Genomic DNA, 14,996 nt, shown 5'->3' with positions numbered 1-14,996 from the left:
AAGATCATCGGCATTTTTGTTGGTTAAAGCAATGAGGGAATTCTCTCATTGCTTTTTTTGTGCGAAAAAACCGTACAGCCCGCTGGTCAAGCTTTTCTCTTCATACATAAACAAGCACGAACGAAAACAAAAAGGGTGGTATTTGATGGGTCTCATCGTCCAAAAATTTGGCGGAACTTCCGTAGGGTCAGTGGAAAAAATATTGAATGTCGCAAACCGCGTCATCGAAGAAAAACAGCGCGGTCATGATGTTGTCGTCGTCGTTTCGGCGATGGGCAAATCGACGGACTCCCTCGTCGCACTTGCTAAGGAAATCACCGAACAGCCGAGCAGCAGGGAAATGGATATGCTGCTGACAACAGGAGAACAGGTGACAATTTCGCTGTTGACAATGGCTTTGCAGAACAAGGGGTATGATGCGGTTTCTTATACAGGCTGGCAGGCCGGCATCGAAACCGAAGATATTCACGGTAACGCAAGAGTTACGAACATTGATACAGGCAAGCTGAAAGAGCGCCTGAATGAAGGGAAAATCGCCGTTGTCGCCGGATTCCAGGGCGTCACAGCGGAAGGTGAAATCACAACGCTCGGCAGAGGCGGATCAGATACGACAGCCGTTGCCCTTGCAGCTGCCCTGAAAGCCGATAAATGCGACATTTACACCGATGTACCGGGGGTTTTCACGACCGATCCCCGCTATGTGAAAACAGCGCGGAAGCTGGCCGGAATCTCCTACGATGAAATGCTTGAGCTTGCCAATCTTGGAGCAGGCGTCCTGCATCCGAGAGCTGTTGAATTTGCGAAAAACTATCAGGTGCCTTTGGAAGTCCGTTCAAGCACCGAAAAAGAAGCCGGCACATTAATCGAGGAGGAATCATCAGTGGAACAGAATTTAATCGTAAGAGGCATTGCATTTGAAGATCAGATCACACGCGTGACCGTATGCGGCCTGGCGAGCGGCCTGACGACGCTGTCAACGATTTTTACAACGCTCGCCAAACAGAACATCAACGTTGACATCATCATTCAATCGGTGACAAGCACAAGCAAAACGTCGATTTCTTTCTCCGTGAAAACGGAAGACTTAAAACGGACGGTCGAAGTTCTCGAAGAATACAAAGACGCGCTCGACTATGAACAGATTGAAACGGAAAACAGGCTTGCCAAAGTGTCGATCGTCGGTTCAGGCATGATCTCCAACCCGGGGGTTGCAGCGGAAATGTTCGCCGTGCTTGCCGAAAAAAACATCCAGGTCAAAATGGTCAGCACGTCCGAAATCAAAGTTTCGACTGTCGTCAACGAAGGCGATATGGTGAAAGCCGTTGAAGCGCTGCATGATGCTTTTGAACTGTCGAAGCAGACAGCAGTCATTTAAAAAGAAAAAGGCGGGACTTTTCAGTCTCCGCCTTTTTTTGCATGGTTATGCCGGGTCTTTCAAATCCCATTTCACCGTTAAAACAACTTTTCCGGCTCTTTTTTTCACTTGTTCATACGATTCGGCAATTTGTTCGTTCATCAGCTGGATTTGCTCAGCGATAAATCCGGCTTCAAGCTGAAAGCAGGGTTCCTTTTGATACTTGAGGCGGTTTGAGACCAGCGGGCCTTCGAGCTCAAACTCAAGCTCCTGTTTTTTTGAATGGACGATCGTAAGCGTTCCCCAGCCTGCATCCAGAAAGAAAGCGGGAAGATCCTCCCTGGATTCAAGCGGGAACTTGCGGGCGAGCTTTTTTCCCGCCCAGTACATCATATCTGCGTAGTCTTGTCCCAGCATATCGGGAAGCAGCACTTCCCTGATCAACTCATAGCCATATGCGGAGACTTCCAGCTCTTTTAATTGCGCTAAGTTTGCTTCATATTTGTTCATATCCAATGTCTCCCCTCTTTTCTCCGTTTATTATAGCTTAAATGGGGTGAAAGATTACAGCGGGGACATGCATTTAGAAAGAAAAAAATCTGATATATTTATATTTTGATAAAATAAAATTTTCAAAAATATGATTAAATTTTAGAAAATTTCAATTTATGTACGCGTTTTCTTGACGCCTATTTCTCATAGGAGTAAAATGAAATTGTCATAAAAACTTAACAAAGTGCGATATTTGAAACAGGACGGGGGATAGGAGACCTTTCATTTTTACTGCACTTTTCAACTAGGGGGTAAAGCAATGGCCGGGAACAGAGAGTTTGTTTATCGAAGACTGCATTCTTTGCTTGGCGTCATACCGGTAGGCATATTTTTAATCCAGCATTTGGTTGTCAACCATTTTGCGGCAAGCGGAGAGGAGGCGTTTAATAGCGCCGCTCACTTTATGGAAAACCTGCCGTTCAGGTACGCTTTGGAAATCTTCGTGATTTTCCTTCCGCTGATTTATCATGCTGTTTATGGAGTATACATAGCTTTTACAGCAAAAAATAATGCGAACAGATTCGGCTTTTTTAGAAACTGGATGTTCGTTCTGCAGCGGATTACAGGAATCATTACCTTGATTTTTGTCAGCTGGCACGTGTGGCAAACACGGATTGCCGCCCAAATGGGGGCAGAAGTGAACTTTGACATGATGGCTGATATTTTGAGCTCCCCGATCATGCTCGGCTTTTACATTGTAGGTGTCCTCTCAACAATCTTCCACTTTTCAAACGGTTTATGGTCGTTTGCTGTCACTTGGGGAATCACTGTTTCTCCTCGCTCACAGCGAATCGCCACGTTTGTGACAATGGGAGTCTTTGTTGTGCTGTCCTATGTAGGGCTGAGAGCGATTTTGGCATTTGTGTAAAAGAACTAGATTACTAGAGGGAGTGGGGCAGGCATGAGCAATTCAAGCATCATCGTTGTCGGCGGAGGACTTGCAGGTCTGATGGCGACCATTAAAGCTGCGGAAGCAGGAACAAATGTAAAACTATTTTCGATCGTTCCCGTTAAGCGCTCACATTCCGTATGTGCGCAAGGCGGAATTAACGGAGCGGTCAATACAAAAGGTGAAGGCGACTCCCCTTGGGAGCATTTTGACGATACGGTTTACGGAGGCGACTTTCTGGCCAACCAGCCGCCGGTCAAAGCGATGTGTGAAGCAGCGCCGTCGATCATTCATTTGCTTGACCGCATGGGCGTCATGTTTAACAGAACACCTGAAGGGCTGCTTGACTTCCGGCGCTTCGGGGGAACTCAGCATCACAGAACGGCATATGCGGGAGCGACGACCGGACAGCAGCTCTTGTACGCGCTGGATGAGCAGGTTCGCCGCTTCGAAGTTGAAGGGCTTGTTTCGAAATATGAAGGCTGGGAGTTTCTCGGAGCCGTTCTTGATGATGACAATGCGTGCCGGGGCATCGTCGCCCAAAATTTAACGACGATGGAAATCGAGTCGTTCCGTTCAGACGCAGTCATCATGGCGACCGGGGGACCGGGCATCATCTTCGGAAAATCGACGAACTCGATGATCAATACCGGGTCAGCCGCTTCGATCGTTTACCAGCAGGGCGCTTACTACGCGAACGGAGAATTCATCCAGATCCACCCGACCGCCATTCCGGGAGACGACAAGCTGCGGCTGATGAGCGAATCGGCGCGCGGTGAAGGCGGACGAGTCTGGACGTATAAAGACGGCAAGCCTTGGTATTTCCTTGAAGAGAAATATCCGGCATACGGAAACCTTGTGCCGCGTGATATTGCGACGCGTGAAATATTTGATGTATGCGTCAGACAAAAGCTTGGCATCAACGGCGAAAACATGGTTTATCTCGATCTTTCCCATAAAGATCCGAAGGAATTGGACATCAAGCTGGGCGGAATCATTGAAATCTATGAAAAATTCATGGGTGACGATCCGCGCAAGCTGCCGATGAAGATCTTCCCTGCGGTCCACTACTCAATGGGCGGACTCTGGGTCGACTACAATCAGATGACCAACATTCCTGGACTGTTTGCTGCAGGGGAATGTGATTATTCAATGCACGGCGGAAACCGCCTGGGCGCGAATTCGCTCTTGTCAGCCATTTACGGCGGCATGGTCGCAGGTCCGAAAGCTGTTGAATACATTCAAGGTCTTGAAACATCCGCAGAAGATCTGTCTTCTTCCGTTTTCGATGCATACGTCAAAAAGGAAGAAGACAAGTGGGCTGACATTATGAAAATGGACGGCAATGAAAATGCTTATGTCCTTCATAAAGAGCTCGGCGAATGGATGACAGATAACGTGACGGTTGTGCGCCACAATGACAAGCTGCTGAAAACGGATGAAAAAATCCAAGAGCTTGCCGAGCGCTACCAAAACATCAATATCAACGATACGGCAAAATGGAGCAACCAGGGAGCCGTATTCACGCGCCAGCTGCACAACATGCTGCAATTAGCACGGGTGATCACACTCGGTGCATACAACCGGAATGAGAGCCGCGGCGCCCATTATAAACCGGATTTCCCTGAACGTAATGACGAGGAATGGCTGAAAACAACAATGGCGAAACATGCAGGCGATTTTGAAGCCCCGAAATTCCATTATGAGGATGTCGATGTTTCATTAATCGCACCGCGTAAACGGGATTACTCGAAGAAAAAGGTGGCGAAATCATGAGTGAAAATAAGACAATCAAGTTTATCATCACTCGTCAGGATACATCGGATTCTAATTCTTACCAGGAAGAGTTTGAAATTCCATACCGTCCGAATATGAACGTGATTTCCGCTTTGATGGAACTCAGAAGGAACCCGGTTAATGCAAAAGGAGAAAAAACGTCGCCGATTGCTTGGGATATGAACTGTCTCGAGGAAGTGTGCGGCGCTTGCTCGATGGTCATCAACGGCAAGCCGAGACAGTCCTGTACAGCGCTGATTGACCAGCTTGAGCAGCCGATCCGCCTTGAACCGATGAAAACATTCCCGGTTGTCCGCGACCTTCAAGTGGACCGGAGCCGCATGTTTGATTCATTAAAGAAAGTCAAAGCATGGGTGCCGATCGACGGCACATATGACCTCGGACCGGGACCGAGAATGCCGGAAAGAAGAAGGCAGTGGGCTTATGAGCTGTCAAAATGCATGACTTGCGGCGTATGTCTTGAAGCTTGTCCAAACGTGAACGATAAAACAAACTTTATGGGACCTGCACCGCTCTCGCAAGTCCGCTTATTCAACACCCATCCGACAGGCGCGATGAACAAATCGGAACGGCTTGAAGCGATTATGGGGGACGGCGGACTGGCCGAATGCGGAAATTCGCAAAACTGTGTGCAGTCATGTCCGAAAGGCATCCCGCTCACAACCTCAATCGCTGCGTTAAACAGGGATACGACCGTTCAGGCGTTTAAAAACTTCTTCGGAAGCGACAACACGGAATAACACGAAAAAACGCACCTCTTCAAGCCGAAGAGGTGTTTTTATGACCAAAGGGGATGAAAAACAATGAAGCTGCCGGGATATATTGAAGAACCGTTTGATACATGGTGTCAGTCATTTTCTTTTTTTGATGAAGTATCCGTCCGTTTTTCAGAAACGGACATGTTCGGTCATATGAACAATGTCACACCGTTTGTCTACTTCGAGGAAGCGAGAATTTCCTATTTTAAGCACCTGGGCGTCATGGACCGCCTTTCAGACGGGAATAGCGCGGCAATTCCCGTCGTGGCGAGCCAGCAATGTGATTATTTTCAGCAGGTCATGCTTCATGAGCATTTGAAAATCGGCGTCAAAACAGCATCTGTCGGCAATGCCTCGCTCACACTCCATTATGCGGCGAAAAATGGGGAAGGTGCCCTTTGCTTTACAGGAATGGCGGTTATGGTGCAAATTGCGAAAGATACGGGAAAACCCGTGCAATGGACAGACGAACAAAAAGCAAAACTGCTTGGCAATGTCTCATTTCCTGAGAAATAATTGACAGGGAGAGGAAAATGAAAAAAGCGATGATCATCGGCGCGAGTTTCGGAATCGGCAAAGCGCTTGCCAAGCAGCTGTCAGCCGCAGGAGTGGAGGTCGGTCTTGCTGCAAGACGGTATGAACTGCTCGCCAAATTGCGTGACGATCTCCCTGGACCTTCATACATTAAAAAGGTCGATACAGCCGACAGCGAACGCTCGTCTATACTGTTGAAAGAACTGCTTGATGAGATGAATTGGGCAGACGCAGTCTTCATCTGTTCAGGTGTTGGATATTTGGAAGGCGAAATGGATTGGAGCCAAGAAAAGGAAACGATCGATGTTAATGTGACGGGATTTGTGTCCTGCTCGAACATGTTGATGGAGCATTTTATCGAAAACGGGAGAGGGCATTTAGTCGGCATTTCATCCATCGCCGCGCTGAGGGGAAGCGGAGGGGCCGTCACCTATGCCGCCTCAAAAGCATTTGTTTCTAATTACTTAAAGGGACTCCGTCAAAAAGTGAAAAAACTCGGTTGCGATGAAATTGCAGTCACTGAAATTTAGCCCGGCTTCGTGGACACAGCGCTTGCAAAAGGTGATCACCTTTGGTCGGCTTCGCCCGAAAAAGCGGCTGCACAAATCATCAGTGCTGTGCAGAAAAAGAAGACGCACGCATATATTACGAAGAGATGGCGGCTGATCTCCTGGATTTTAAAATGTCTTCCTTAGAAGTTCAGCCCTGACACGATGCTTGTGTTATGATTTGAAAAATAGGTGTTTGAGGGAACCCTTTTCTCCGTCAGAAACGTCACCGACCTTGCGTATGTTTCATATGATATCACGACTATATCGAAACCCATTCGTTTCAGATCAGCTCTCACCTTAGCAAGGAGGGTTACAATACTTGAAGGAGAAAGAGTTTCAATCAAAGCCGCTGCTAACAAAAAGAGAAAGAGAAGTGTTCGAATTGCTCGTTCAAGACAAGACAACAAAGGAAATCGCAAGCGAGCTCTTTATAAGTGAAAAAACTGTACGTAATCACATTTCCAATGCGATGCAAAAATTGGGAGTGAAAGGCCGTTCGCAAGCTGTTGTTGAACTTCTTCGAATGGGTGAGCTAGAGCTCTAAATTGAGCCGGTGTTCCTTCTTGTATCAAGAAGGGAACCGGTTATTTGTTTTTAAGGAGGAAGTTGTATATTCATGTTGAAGTCTTGCAATTTGTGTAGAAAAGAAGGAAAATAGACTCAAGTGTTTTGAAAACAAAACAACGAGTCGAGCGAGGTAGAGAAAATGAATTCGAATGCTTCTTTGAATCACATAGCGGATATTGAAAAATCACTCCGCCATATTGCGGGCATCATTAAACAAAAAGGAAGAGAAATTCTCACCCAATATACGATTACCCCTCCCCAGTTTGTCGGTCTTCAATGGCTGTATGAATACGGGGATATGACGATCGGCGAGTTATCGCAAAAGATGTACTTGGCGTGCAGCACCACAACGGATTTAATTGACCGAATGGAGAAAAACAACCTCGTTGAACGGGTGAAAGATCCGTCCGACAGGCGCGTCGTCCGCATCCATCTTCTATCTGAAGGAGAGCGGATCATCCAGGAGGTCATTCAAAAAAGGCAGGATTATTTGGAAGACATGTTAGAGGCGTTTTCCGAGGAAGAAACAGCCGCATTTGAAAAATTATTAATTAAACTTCAGCAGGAAATGAACAGAAAATGAGGCGATTTTGTTGGATCAACCGATAGGAGTCATCGATTCGGGAGTCGGCGGTTTAACCGTTGCAAAAGAAATCATGAGGCAGCTGCCGAAAGAAAAAATTATATATCTTGGAGATACGAAAAGGTGTCCATACGGACCTCGGGACAGAAAAGAAGTCCTGTCATATACATGGGAAATGACAAATTATTTGTTATCCCGCCACCATATTAAAATGCTCGTGATCGCCTGCAATACAGCGACGGCCATCGCGCTAGAAGAAATCAGCAGGGAAGTCGCGATCCCCGTCATCGGCGTTGTTCAGCCTGGTGCCAGAACCGCGATTAAAGTGACGGAAAACCAGCGAATCGGCGTGATCGGAACGGAAAACACGATCAAAAGCGGCGCATACGAAGAAGCGCTTCTTTCGCTGAATGGAGATTTAACGGTAGAAAATCTGGCTTGCCCAATGTTTGTGCCGTTTGTGGAAAGCGGCAAATTTTTGGATGAGACGGCTGATGAAATCGTCAGGACGTCACTGCACCCGCTCAGAGATTCATCAATCGATACGCTGATTCTCGGATGTACGCATTACCCGATTTTAAAAGAGCCTATTCAGCGCTATATGGGAGAGCGTGTCAACATCATTTCCTCCGGAGATGAGACGGCCAGGGAAGTCAGCACGATCTTGTCATACAACGGTTTATTAAGCAAAACGGCGGAACCGCCGGAACACTTGTTTTTAACAACCGGAGAGCGCGCCCGCTTCACCAAAATTGCAAACGATTGGTTTGGATACGAAGTGAAAAATGTGGAAAGCATTTCTCTTCAGGAAACCGCTATAAAATAAAGCTGCCGCACAAGCAAACGGCAGCTTTTTTCATGACCTTTTCTTTTAAAGAAAAGGTTTTTTGTATTCAGAGGGATTTTTTTAAAAACCGGTCTAATTCAAAAACGGGCTCGTATACATAATAGTACAAACTGCCTTAGGAGGGAAAAGTATGCTGAAAAAAGGAATGAAAGGAATCGCGGTTTCGGTTACGGCCTCCGCGCTGCTTCTTTCCGGGTGCGGAATATTTCAGTCAGATCAAGCCTCAGAGGAGATAGATCCGCCGCAGGACATCACATATGTAAAAGAGGAGAAGGAGCAAGACAAAACAGACAAAACCAAAGATAAAACAGAAGACAAAGGCAGCAAAACGACAAGCGACGATAAAGCGGCTCAAACGAGTGATACGGTCATGAGAGAGCTTTATCTCATTGATAAGAACGGCTATGTGACAGCGCAGACGCTGCCGCTGCCAAAGCAGGAAGGTACCGCTAAACAAGCGCTTGAATACCTCGTTGAAGGCGGTCCTGTTTCAAACATCCTGCCAAACGGATTCAGAGCCGTGCTGCCGGCGGATACAACGGTCAATGTTGATATTAAAGAAGACGGAACAGCGATCGCTGATTTCTCAAATGAATTTAAAAACTATAAAGCCGAAGACGAGCAAAAAATCGTACAGGCGATTACATGGACATTAACACAGTTTAACTCGATTGATAAAGTGAAGATCCGCATGAACGGCCATGATTTAAAAGAAATGCCTGTTAACGGCACGCCGATTTCTGAAGAACTCAGCCGCGAGGACGGCATCAACCTCGAAGCGGCGGGTGTGACTGATATAACGGCGACACAGCCGGTCACCGTCTATTATTTAGCTGAATCAGACAAAGGCACATACTATGTTCCGGTAACAAAGCGGACGTCTGCAAAAGAAAAAGACCAGGTGACGGCGGCGATTAAAGAGCTGGCGGAAGGACCGGACAATAAAAGCGGCCTGCTCTCCGATTTCCAGGGCGACGTCAAGCTTGAAAACGAGCCGAAGATTGAAGACGGCCATGTGACCCTCGACTTTAACGAAGCGATCTACGGAAGTGCCGACGGCGAGAAGAAAATGATATCGGATGAAGTGTTAAACAGTATTGTGCTGACATTAACCGAGCTGCCTGATGTGAAAAGTGTGTCGGTTACTGTGAACGGAAAAGCTGAGCTCGTGAATGAAAAAGGGGAAAAGCTCTCCAAGCCGGTTTCAAGACCGAGTAAGGTGAACACAGGTAGTTTTTAAGCAGAGATTTTTGATATACTATAGAAAAAGAGGTGAGCGATTAAAGCTGCCTCTTTCTTTATTCAGCTTTTTGGAAGAGCGGAATGATTGTGAAAGGTTTATGTACATACAATCGGAGGTAAAAAATGAGATACGATGGAAGAGAAAACAATGAACTGCGCCCTGTCACAATGGACCTCGACTTTATTACGCATCCCGAAGGATCGGTCCTGATTACAGTCGGCGGGACAAAGGTGATCTGTAACGCGTCTGTGGAAGACCGCGTACCGCCCTTTTTGAGAGGAGAAGGGAAGGGCTGGATCACCGCGGAATACAGCATGCTGCCGCGGGCCACGAACCAAAGGACGATCAGGGAATCATCAAAAGGGAAAATCTCCGGGCGGACGATGGAAATTCAACGGCTGATCGGACGAGCTCTGCGGGCGGTCGTTGATTTGGAAAAGCTCGGTGAGCGGACGATCTGGATCGACTGCGACGTCATTCAGGCGGACGGAGGTACGAGAACCGCATCGATCACCGGAGCATTTACAGCCATGGCGCTTGCCGTCGGAAGACTTGTCGAAAAAGGCACGCTGAAGGCGATGCCGATCACCGACTTTTTGGCTGCCACTTCAGTGGGAATCGATAAGGAAAAAGGATTGATCCTTGATTTGAACTATCAGGAAGATTCTGCAGCAGAGGTTGATATGAACGTCGTCATGACAGGCGAAGGACGCTTTGTCGAACTTCAGGGAACAGGAGAGGAAGCGACATTCTCAAGAAGTGAACTGGACGGGCTTTTAGAACTGGCTGAAAAAGGGGTCGCCAAACTCATCGAAAAGCAGAAAGAAGTGCTCGGCGACGTTGCATCAGCCATTCAACAATAACATGAGAAAGGCTTGATACACGATGAAAGAAGTCATCATTGCCACGAAAAACGAAGGGAAAGTCAGGGAATTCAAAGCGATGCTGGAACCGAGGGGCTACGATGCCAAATCTTTACTGGACATCGGCTATACGCCCGAAATCGAAGAAACCGGGCAGACGTTTGAAGAAAACGCTGTGATTAAAGCGGAAACGATTTCGAAAGAAACCGGAAAAATCGTGATTGCCGATGACTCCGGCCTGTCTGTCGACTACCTCGGCGGCAGCCCCGGCGTATACTCGGCCCGCTATGCAGGAGAAGAGAAAAACGATCTCGCCAACCTGAAAAAGCTATTGAAAGAGCTCGAAGGGGTGGAAAAAGAAGACCGTTCGGCGAGGTTCAGATGCGCGCTCGCATTATGCATTCCCGGACAGGAAACGAAAACGGTCGAAGGTTCTGTGGAAGGGTACATTACCGATGAGCCGCGCGGTACAAACGGCTTCGGCTACGACCCGGTTTTTCTCGTCAAAGACAAAGATCAAACGATGGCCGAGCTCTCAAGCGGCGAAAAAAACAAAATCAGCCACAGAGCGGAAGCGCTGAAAAAACTGTCCGCTTTATTGGATCAAGCGTAAAGGAGGAGGGCCGATCATGAAGGTTCTGATTGTCAGCGACAGCCACGGTCTTGAAGACGAACTGGAAATGATCGCTGAGCGGCACGGGAAGGAAACAGATCTCATCATCCATTGCGGGGACTCTGAATTGGATCCTTCCCATCCCGCGCTTTCCTCTTACTTAACGGTAAAAGGAAACTGCGATTTTTACGGAGAGTTTAAAGACGAAATTGTTGTTCCCGTCGGATCGAGAAAGCTTTTTTTCACACACGGGCATTTATACGGCATTAAACAGTCACTTTTAAATGTGTACTACCGGGCTGAAGAACTCGGCGCCGATATCATCTGTTTCGGTCATTCCCACATCGCGGGAAGCGAACTGATGGACGGAAAACTGCTCATCAACCCCGGCAGCATCCGCCTTCCGCGGGTGCGGAAAGAAAAAACTTATGCTATACTAAACATTGACAAAGACAATGCAACGGTCTGCTTTTATGACTTGGACGGCCGGGAAGTCGAAAGCCTGACGAACCATGTCCAATTGCCAGCACATTCATGAGGAAGAATTTTTTTCTTCCTCGTGAAGAAAAAAATTCTAAAAAGTTGTTGACTTTATGACCCGATCCGCATATAATAAATCTTGTCGCTGATAGTTAAAGCGAAATAAAACAACATCATGTCCCAGTAGCTCAGCAGGATAGAGCAACGGCCTTCTAAGCCGTCGGTCGGGAGTTCGAATCTCTCCTGGGACGTATCTGAAAAAAGCCTCAAACTTCTTGGTATACAAGGGTTTGAGGCTTTTTTGTTCACTTGGAACATGCGTTCTGTTTTGGGGTTGAAAATGTGTTTTGGGAGCGGATTTAAATTTTCGAATTTCCGCCCGCTGTTTTATCCTCAAAAAAACTGTTAAAATGTGCGGCTTATTTTTGGTCAGCTTCCTCTAGAGCCAGATCAAGAGCTAGCCTTTTCACTTTGTTCTGGTTGCTTTTAATTCGGAAGCAGGCCGACATGCGCTGTTAGCATCATTGCTGTCCATTTGATTGACAAACGACCTTTCAGCTTGTCATCGTTCATATTGTTCATCTCTCTGAGATGATTATGTAAGAACATTCGTTCTTTTTTTCGTCAAGAAAACGACCCCAACAGACGAAGTTTGGTTCTTTTTCATTTAAGTCTATCTAAAATAATTGATCGATTAACTGACCATAAAGTGTTCGAACCCCTCCTAATACACCCTAAGTTCGGACATAAAACTTTAATAGAAAGGAATCTAGCCGAAATCAGCCTAAACCCCCTTATCGAAAGCACTTCCATGGTAAAGAAGAGGTCAGCGGTTCGAGCCCGCTACGTTGATATGACAAGGTTTCTTCGATGTGGGAAAACCTTTTATTGTTTATATGTTTATCCAACTGACCAAATAAGCCCTCATCTAATTTCTTATTTTCAAAAATGCATTTCCCTCGCCTTGATCAAGTTCTTTAGTGATGTGAGTATATAAATTCATTGTTGTTAAAATATCTTTATGTCCCAATCTTTCCTGGATAACCTTCATACTAAATTCCTGACTTAACAAATAAGAGGCTGCAGAGTGGCGTAAATCATGAAATGCTATCTTCTTTAGATTGTACCTTTAATCCTATTCCAGAATTGTGTGACTTAGAGTGCCGTCTATATGTCCAAATAGCAAATCAACAGGTTGGCCATTCTCATATCGGTGTACCAAAAATCACTTTAAAGAGGTCCTTATCTTGAATCATATTCAAAAAAAGAAGGATGTTTTTATTCTAAAGCCTTTTTTGATGGAAAGGAATGTCTAATAAAATGTGTAGGGTGCTAAGGATTTCTAAATATTTTATTCTTTAGAATCACTAGGTGATTTTAACTTTGATTTAATAAAGCATCGATTAGAATTAACCAATACCTCACCCTTGCAAGGAGATGTGAATGGAGTGTTTTTATTTTATGGTAAAAGGTTTTAATTATACTGACACATTAAATTATTGGGTCTCCACATTGAGTATACCGATCCGTTCCTAGAATTGCCGTTCATATTTTTTTTGAACATGAAGATTATAATTTTCTGAAAGGAGGATTTTGTTTATGACAAAAAATAATCAGCAAAAAAAAGAAAAGCAAAAACATTCCCAATTACTTGGTTCCAATATTACAGATACTGAACTTGCCCAAGAACTTGGAAGTCTTCAGCAGCAGCTTGCTCAATTAAGCCAAAATGTATCCCAACTGGGAGCAGGAGCATTTCAACAACAAAGCGGCCAAGGCCAAGCTCAACAAGGTTCTCAAATGAATCAAATAAAGCAGCAAGTTCAGCAATTTGGTTCTCAATCTCAACAGCAAATCCAGCAGACTGATGAGCAAATTCTGCAAAATATTCAACAAGCTGATCAACTGCTTCATCAAGCTTTTCAAGGGGTTCAAACCAATCAGGCCATGAACCAGGTGAATCAAGCGATCCAGCAGGCGCAACAATCATTAAATCACCAAGGACAACAGGGACAGCAAGGGCAACAAAATCAGCAAAACCAGCAAAACCAGCAAAACCAGCAAAACCAGCAAAACCAACAGTTTCAACCACCATTACAATAAACTAGACCTCTATACAGAAAGAAAAGAGCCATTTATAACGGCTCTTTTTTGATCGTTCGCTTATTACTAACTGATTGAAGGAGCGAAAAAGCTTACACTTAAAATTAGTACATAAAGGAAAGGATATTTTAAAAAGTAGTTACATCTCCTAAGTCGCTTCCCTATACAAAGCTCGGAGATGAAGAATAAATGGTCTTTTTTTGGGCATTTGTTGTCGGAGGGCTGATATGTGTTGTAGGGCAAATTATGTTTGATGTATTTAAGCTGACACCGGCACATACGCTGTCGAGTCTTGTTGTCATAGGTGCATTGCTTGATGCGCTTGACCTTTACGAGCCATTTATTGATTTTGCGGGAGCGGGAGCGACTGTACCAATAGTCAGCTTTGGAAATCAGTTATTTCACGGAGCTACGGAAGAAGCAAATCAATATGGTCTAATCGGTGTCATGACCGGCATGTTTAGGGTAACAAGTTCAGGTATTTCAGCTGCCATTATCTTTGGAATGATCGGGGCGCTTCTTTTTAAACCAAAAGGATAAGGAGGTTTATTTATGACAGTTGGAGCACAGGTGAAACAATGCTTAGCCAGTCTAAAGAGTATCGAGGCGGGTCAATCCACTTTAGCGCTGGAGTCCACAGATGAAGGGGCGAAACGTCTTTATCATGAAACCATGTCGATGAGCGCAGAAGTGATTTCTGACATTAAAAAAAGGGTCGGAGAACTTGAACGAGAGGAATATCAATACAAAGGATTCTGAGATAGATTTATTTTTTGGGGAGGGATTATTGTGCCTGATTGGCTGGATGTTGTTGTACGTTCTATTATTTTTGTTGTCGTTCTGTTTCTCATGACGAAAATGCTGGGAAAGCGACAGCTGGCAGAGCTTTCGTTTTTTGAATACATCGCCGGGATTACCATCGGGGGGATTACATCCTAGGTAGTGATGGGACTTGAGAGAAGTATTCTTAACGCGTTCATCGGAATTCTTCTTTTTTCTGCAGTTCCTTTCTTTATGGAACTAATTTCATTGAAAAGCAAAAAGGTTCGCGATTTTGTTGAAGGTACCGGAACATTTTTTATTAAAGAAGGAAAATTATGGAAGAAAACTCAAAAAAGAAAAATATTCAACAGATAAGCTGTTGGAACTTTTAAGAAAAAAGAATGTATTTAATATTGCCGAAGTTCAATTCGCCATCCTGGAGCAAAGCGGGGATTTAAACGTGCTGCTCGAAAAAGAACATAGGCCAGTTACTATCAAAG

Annotated in this window: 20 protein-coding genes and 1 tRNA gene; 19 read left to right on the top strand and 2 right to left on the bottom strand. The window is 45.5% G+C overall.

The genetic code is table 11. The annotated features are described in order from the left end of the window. Positions 1–145: 145 nt before the first annotated feature. A complete protein-coding gene (locus BTA31_RS16185; RefSeq protein WP_076793229.1) occupies positions 146–1,375 on the top strand; it encodes an aspartate kinase in 1,230 nt (409 codons plus the stop codon). 45 nt (positions 1,376–1,420) lie between these two features. On the opposite strand, the gene BTA31_RS16180 is transcribed toward BTA31_RS16185, so the two are convergent. Then, positions 1,421–1,864 (bottom strand): YslB family protein, encoded by a 444-nt coding sequence (locus tag BTA31_RS16180; protein WP_043926364.1) that lies wholly within the window; start codon positions 1,862–1,864, stop codon positions 1,421–1,423. A 301-nt stretch (positions 1,865–2,165) separates the two neighbouring features. On the opposite strand from BTA31_RS16180, the gene BTA31_RS16175 reads away from it, so the two are divergent. The 13 genes from BTA31_RS16175 to BTA31_RS16115 all read left to right on the top strand — a co-directional run bounded on the left by BTA31_RS16175 (position 2,166) and on the right by BTA31_RS16115 (position 11,882). Continuing rightward, complete coding sequence (locus BTA31_RS16175; RefSeq protein ID WP_043926328.1) at positions 2,166–2,774, top strand: succinate dehydrogenase cytochrome b558 subunit; 609 nt, start codon at positions 2,166–2,168, stop codon at positions 2,772–2,774. A 33-nt stretch (positions 2,775–2,807) separates the two neighbouring features. Beyond that, positions 2,808–4,571, top strand: a complete 1,764-nt coding sequence (gene sdhA / locus BTA31_RS16170) for a succinate dehydrogenase flavoprotein subunit (protein ID WP_043926327.1) — start codon at positions 2,808–2,810, stop codon at positions 4,569–4,571. After that, positions 4,568–5,332, top strand: coding sequence for a succinate dehydrogenase iron-sulfur subunit (gene sdhB / locus BTA31_RS16165; protein WP_076793173.1), 765 nt, complete (start codon positions 4,568–4,570; stop codon positions 5,330–5,332). Before sdhA ends, sdhB begins: the two co-directional genes overlap by 4 nt. A 63-nt stretch (positions 5,333–5,395) precedes the next feature. Beyond that, complete coding sequence (locus BTA31_RS16160) at positions 5,396–5,866, top strand: acyl-CoA thioesterase (protein WP_076793172.1); 471 nt, start codon at positions 5,396–5,398, stop codon at positions 5,864–5,866. A 17-nt stretch (positions 5,867–5,883) separates the two neighbouring features. Further along, entirely contained in the window at positions 5,884–6,414 is a 531-nt protein-coding gene (locus BTA31_RS16155) for an SDR family NAD(P)-dependent oxidoreductase (protein WP_239693223.1), read from the top strand. A gap of 340 nt (positions 6,415–6,754) precedes the next feature. Further along, positions 6,755–6,979, top strand: coding sequence for a spore germination transcription factor GerE (gene gerE / locus BTA31_RS16150; protein WP_003184172.1), 225 nt, complete (start codon positions 6,755–6,757; stop codon positions 6,977–6,979). 162 nt (positions 6,980–7,141) lie between these two features. Next, complete coding sequence (locus BTA31_RS16145; protein WP_003184148.1) at positions 7,142–7,585, top strand: MarR family winged helix-turn-helix transcriptional regulator; 444 nt, start codon at positions 7,142–7,144, stop codon at positions 7,583–7,585. Positions 7,586–7,592: 7 nt separating this feature from the next. Continuing rightward, positions 7,593–8,411 (top strand): glutamate racemase, encoded by an 819-nt coding sequence (gene racE, locus BTA31_RS16140; protein ID WP_094777444.1) that lies wholly within the window; start codon positions 7,593–7,595, stop codon positions 8,409–8,411. 151 nt (positions 8,412–8,562) lie between these two features. Further along, positions 8,563–9,672, top strand: coding sequence for a GerMN domain-containing protein (locus tag BTA31_RS16135; RefSeq protein WP_076793170.1), 1,110 nt, complete (start codon positions 8,563–8,565; stop codon positions 9,670–9,672). A gap of 125 nt (positions 9,673–9,797) precedes the next feature. Continuing rightward, a complete protein-coding gene (gene rph / locus BTA31_RS16130) occupies positions 9,798–10,538 on the top strand; it encodes a ribonuclease PH (protein ID WP_076793169.1) in 741 nt (246 codons plus the stop codon). Between the two features lie 22 nt (positions 10,539–10,560). Then, complete coding sequence (locus BTA31_RS16125) at positions 10,561–11,151, top strand: XTP/dITP diphosphatase (RefSeq protein WP_076793168.1); 591 nt, start codon at positions 10,561–10,563, stop codon at positions 11,149–11,151. 16 nt (positions 11,152–11,167) lie between these two features. Then, the gene (locus BTA31_RS16120) at positions 11,168–11,689 is read left to right on the top strand and encodes a YfcE family phosphodiesterase (RefSeq protein ID WP_076793167.1); all 522 of its coding nucleotides are present in this window, start codon (positions 11,168–11,170) and stop codon (positions 11,687–11,689) included. 119 nt (positions 11,690–11,808) lie between these two features. After that, positions 11,809–11,882 (top strand) — tRNA-Arg (locus tag BTA31_RS16115). Positions 11,883–12,559: 677 nt separating this feature from the next. Here the strand turns inward: BTA31_RS16115 and BTA31_RS23725 are convergent. Further along, entirely contained in the window at positions 12,560–12,742 is a 183-nt protein-coding gene (locus BTA31_RS23725; protein WP_083698332.1) for a tyrosine-type recombinase/integrase, read from the bottom strand. A 488-nt stretch (positions 12,743–13,230) separates the two neighbouring features. Here BTA31_RS23725 and BTA31_RS16105 point away from each other — a divergent pair, with 488 nt between their 5' ends. The 5 genes from BTA31_RS16105 to BTA31_RS23660 form a co-directional block, all read left to right on the top strand. Continuing rightward, a complete protein-coding gene (locus BTA31_RS16105) occupies positions 13,231–13,734 on the top strand; it encodes a hypothetical protein (protein WP_076793166.1) in 504 nt (167 codons plus the stop codon). 189 nt (positions 13,735–13,923) lie between these two features. After that, the gene (gene spoVAE, locus BTA31_RS16100) at positions 13,924–14,274 is read left to right on the top strand and encodes a stage V sporulation protein AE (protein WP_076793165.1); all 351 of its coding nucleotides are present in this window, start codon (positions 13,924–13,926) and stop codon (positions 14,272–14,274) included. 12 nt (positions 14,275–14,286) lie between these two features. Beyond that, on the top strand, positions 14,287–14,493 hold the full coding sequence (locus BTA31_RS16095) for a DUF1657 domain-containing protein (protein ID WP_076793164.1): 207 nt from the start codon (positions 14,287–14,289) through the stop codon (positions 14,491–14,493). Between the two features lie 30 nt (positions 14,494–14,523). Further along, the gene (locus BTA31_RS23395) at positions 14,524–14,673 is read left to right on the top strand and encodes a DUF421 domain-containing protein (protein WP_239693222.1); all 150 of its coding nucleotides are present in this window, start codon (positions 14,524–14,526) and stop codon (positions 14,671–14,673) included. 115 nt (positions 14,674–14,788) lie between these two features. Next, a partial coding sequence (locus BTA31_RS23660) for a YetF domain-containing protein (RefSeq protein WP_338152970.1) occupies positions 14,789–14,996 on the top strand: 208 nt, incomplete at its 3' end.

Origin of the sequence: Bacillus haynesii (assembly GCF_001969855.1) — a bacterium.
GTDB lineage: Bacteria > Bacillota > Bacilli > Bacillales > Bacillaceae > Bacillus > Bacillus haynesii.
The sequence above is the reverse complement of the archived record's forward strand: the minus strand, read 5'-3'. Positions and strand labels throughout refer to the sequence as shown.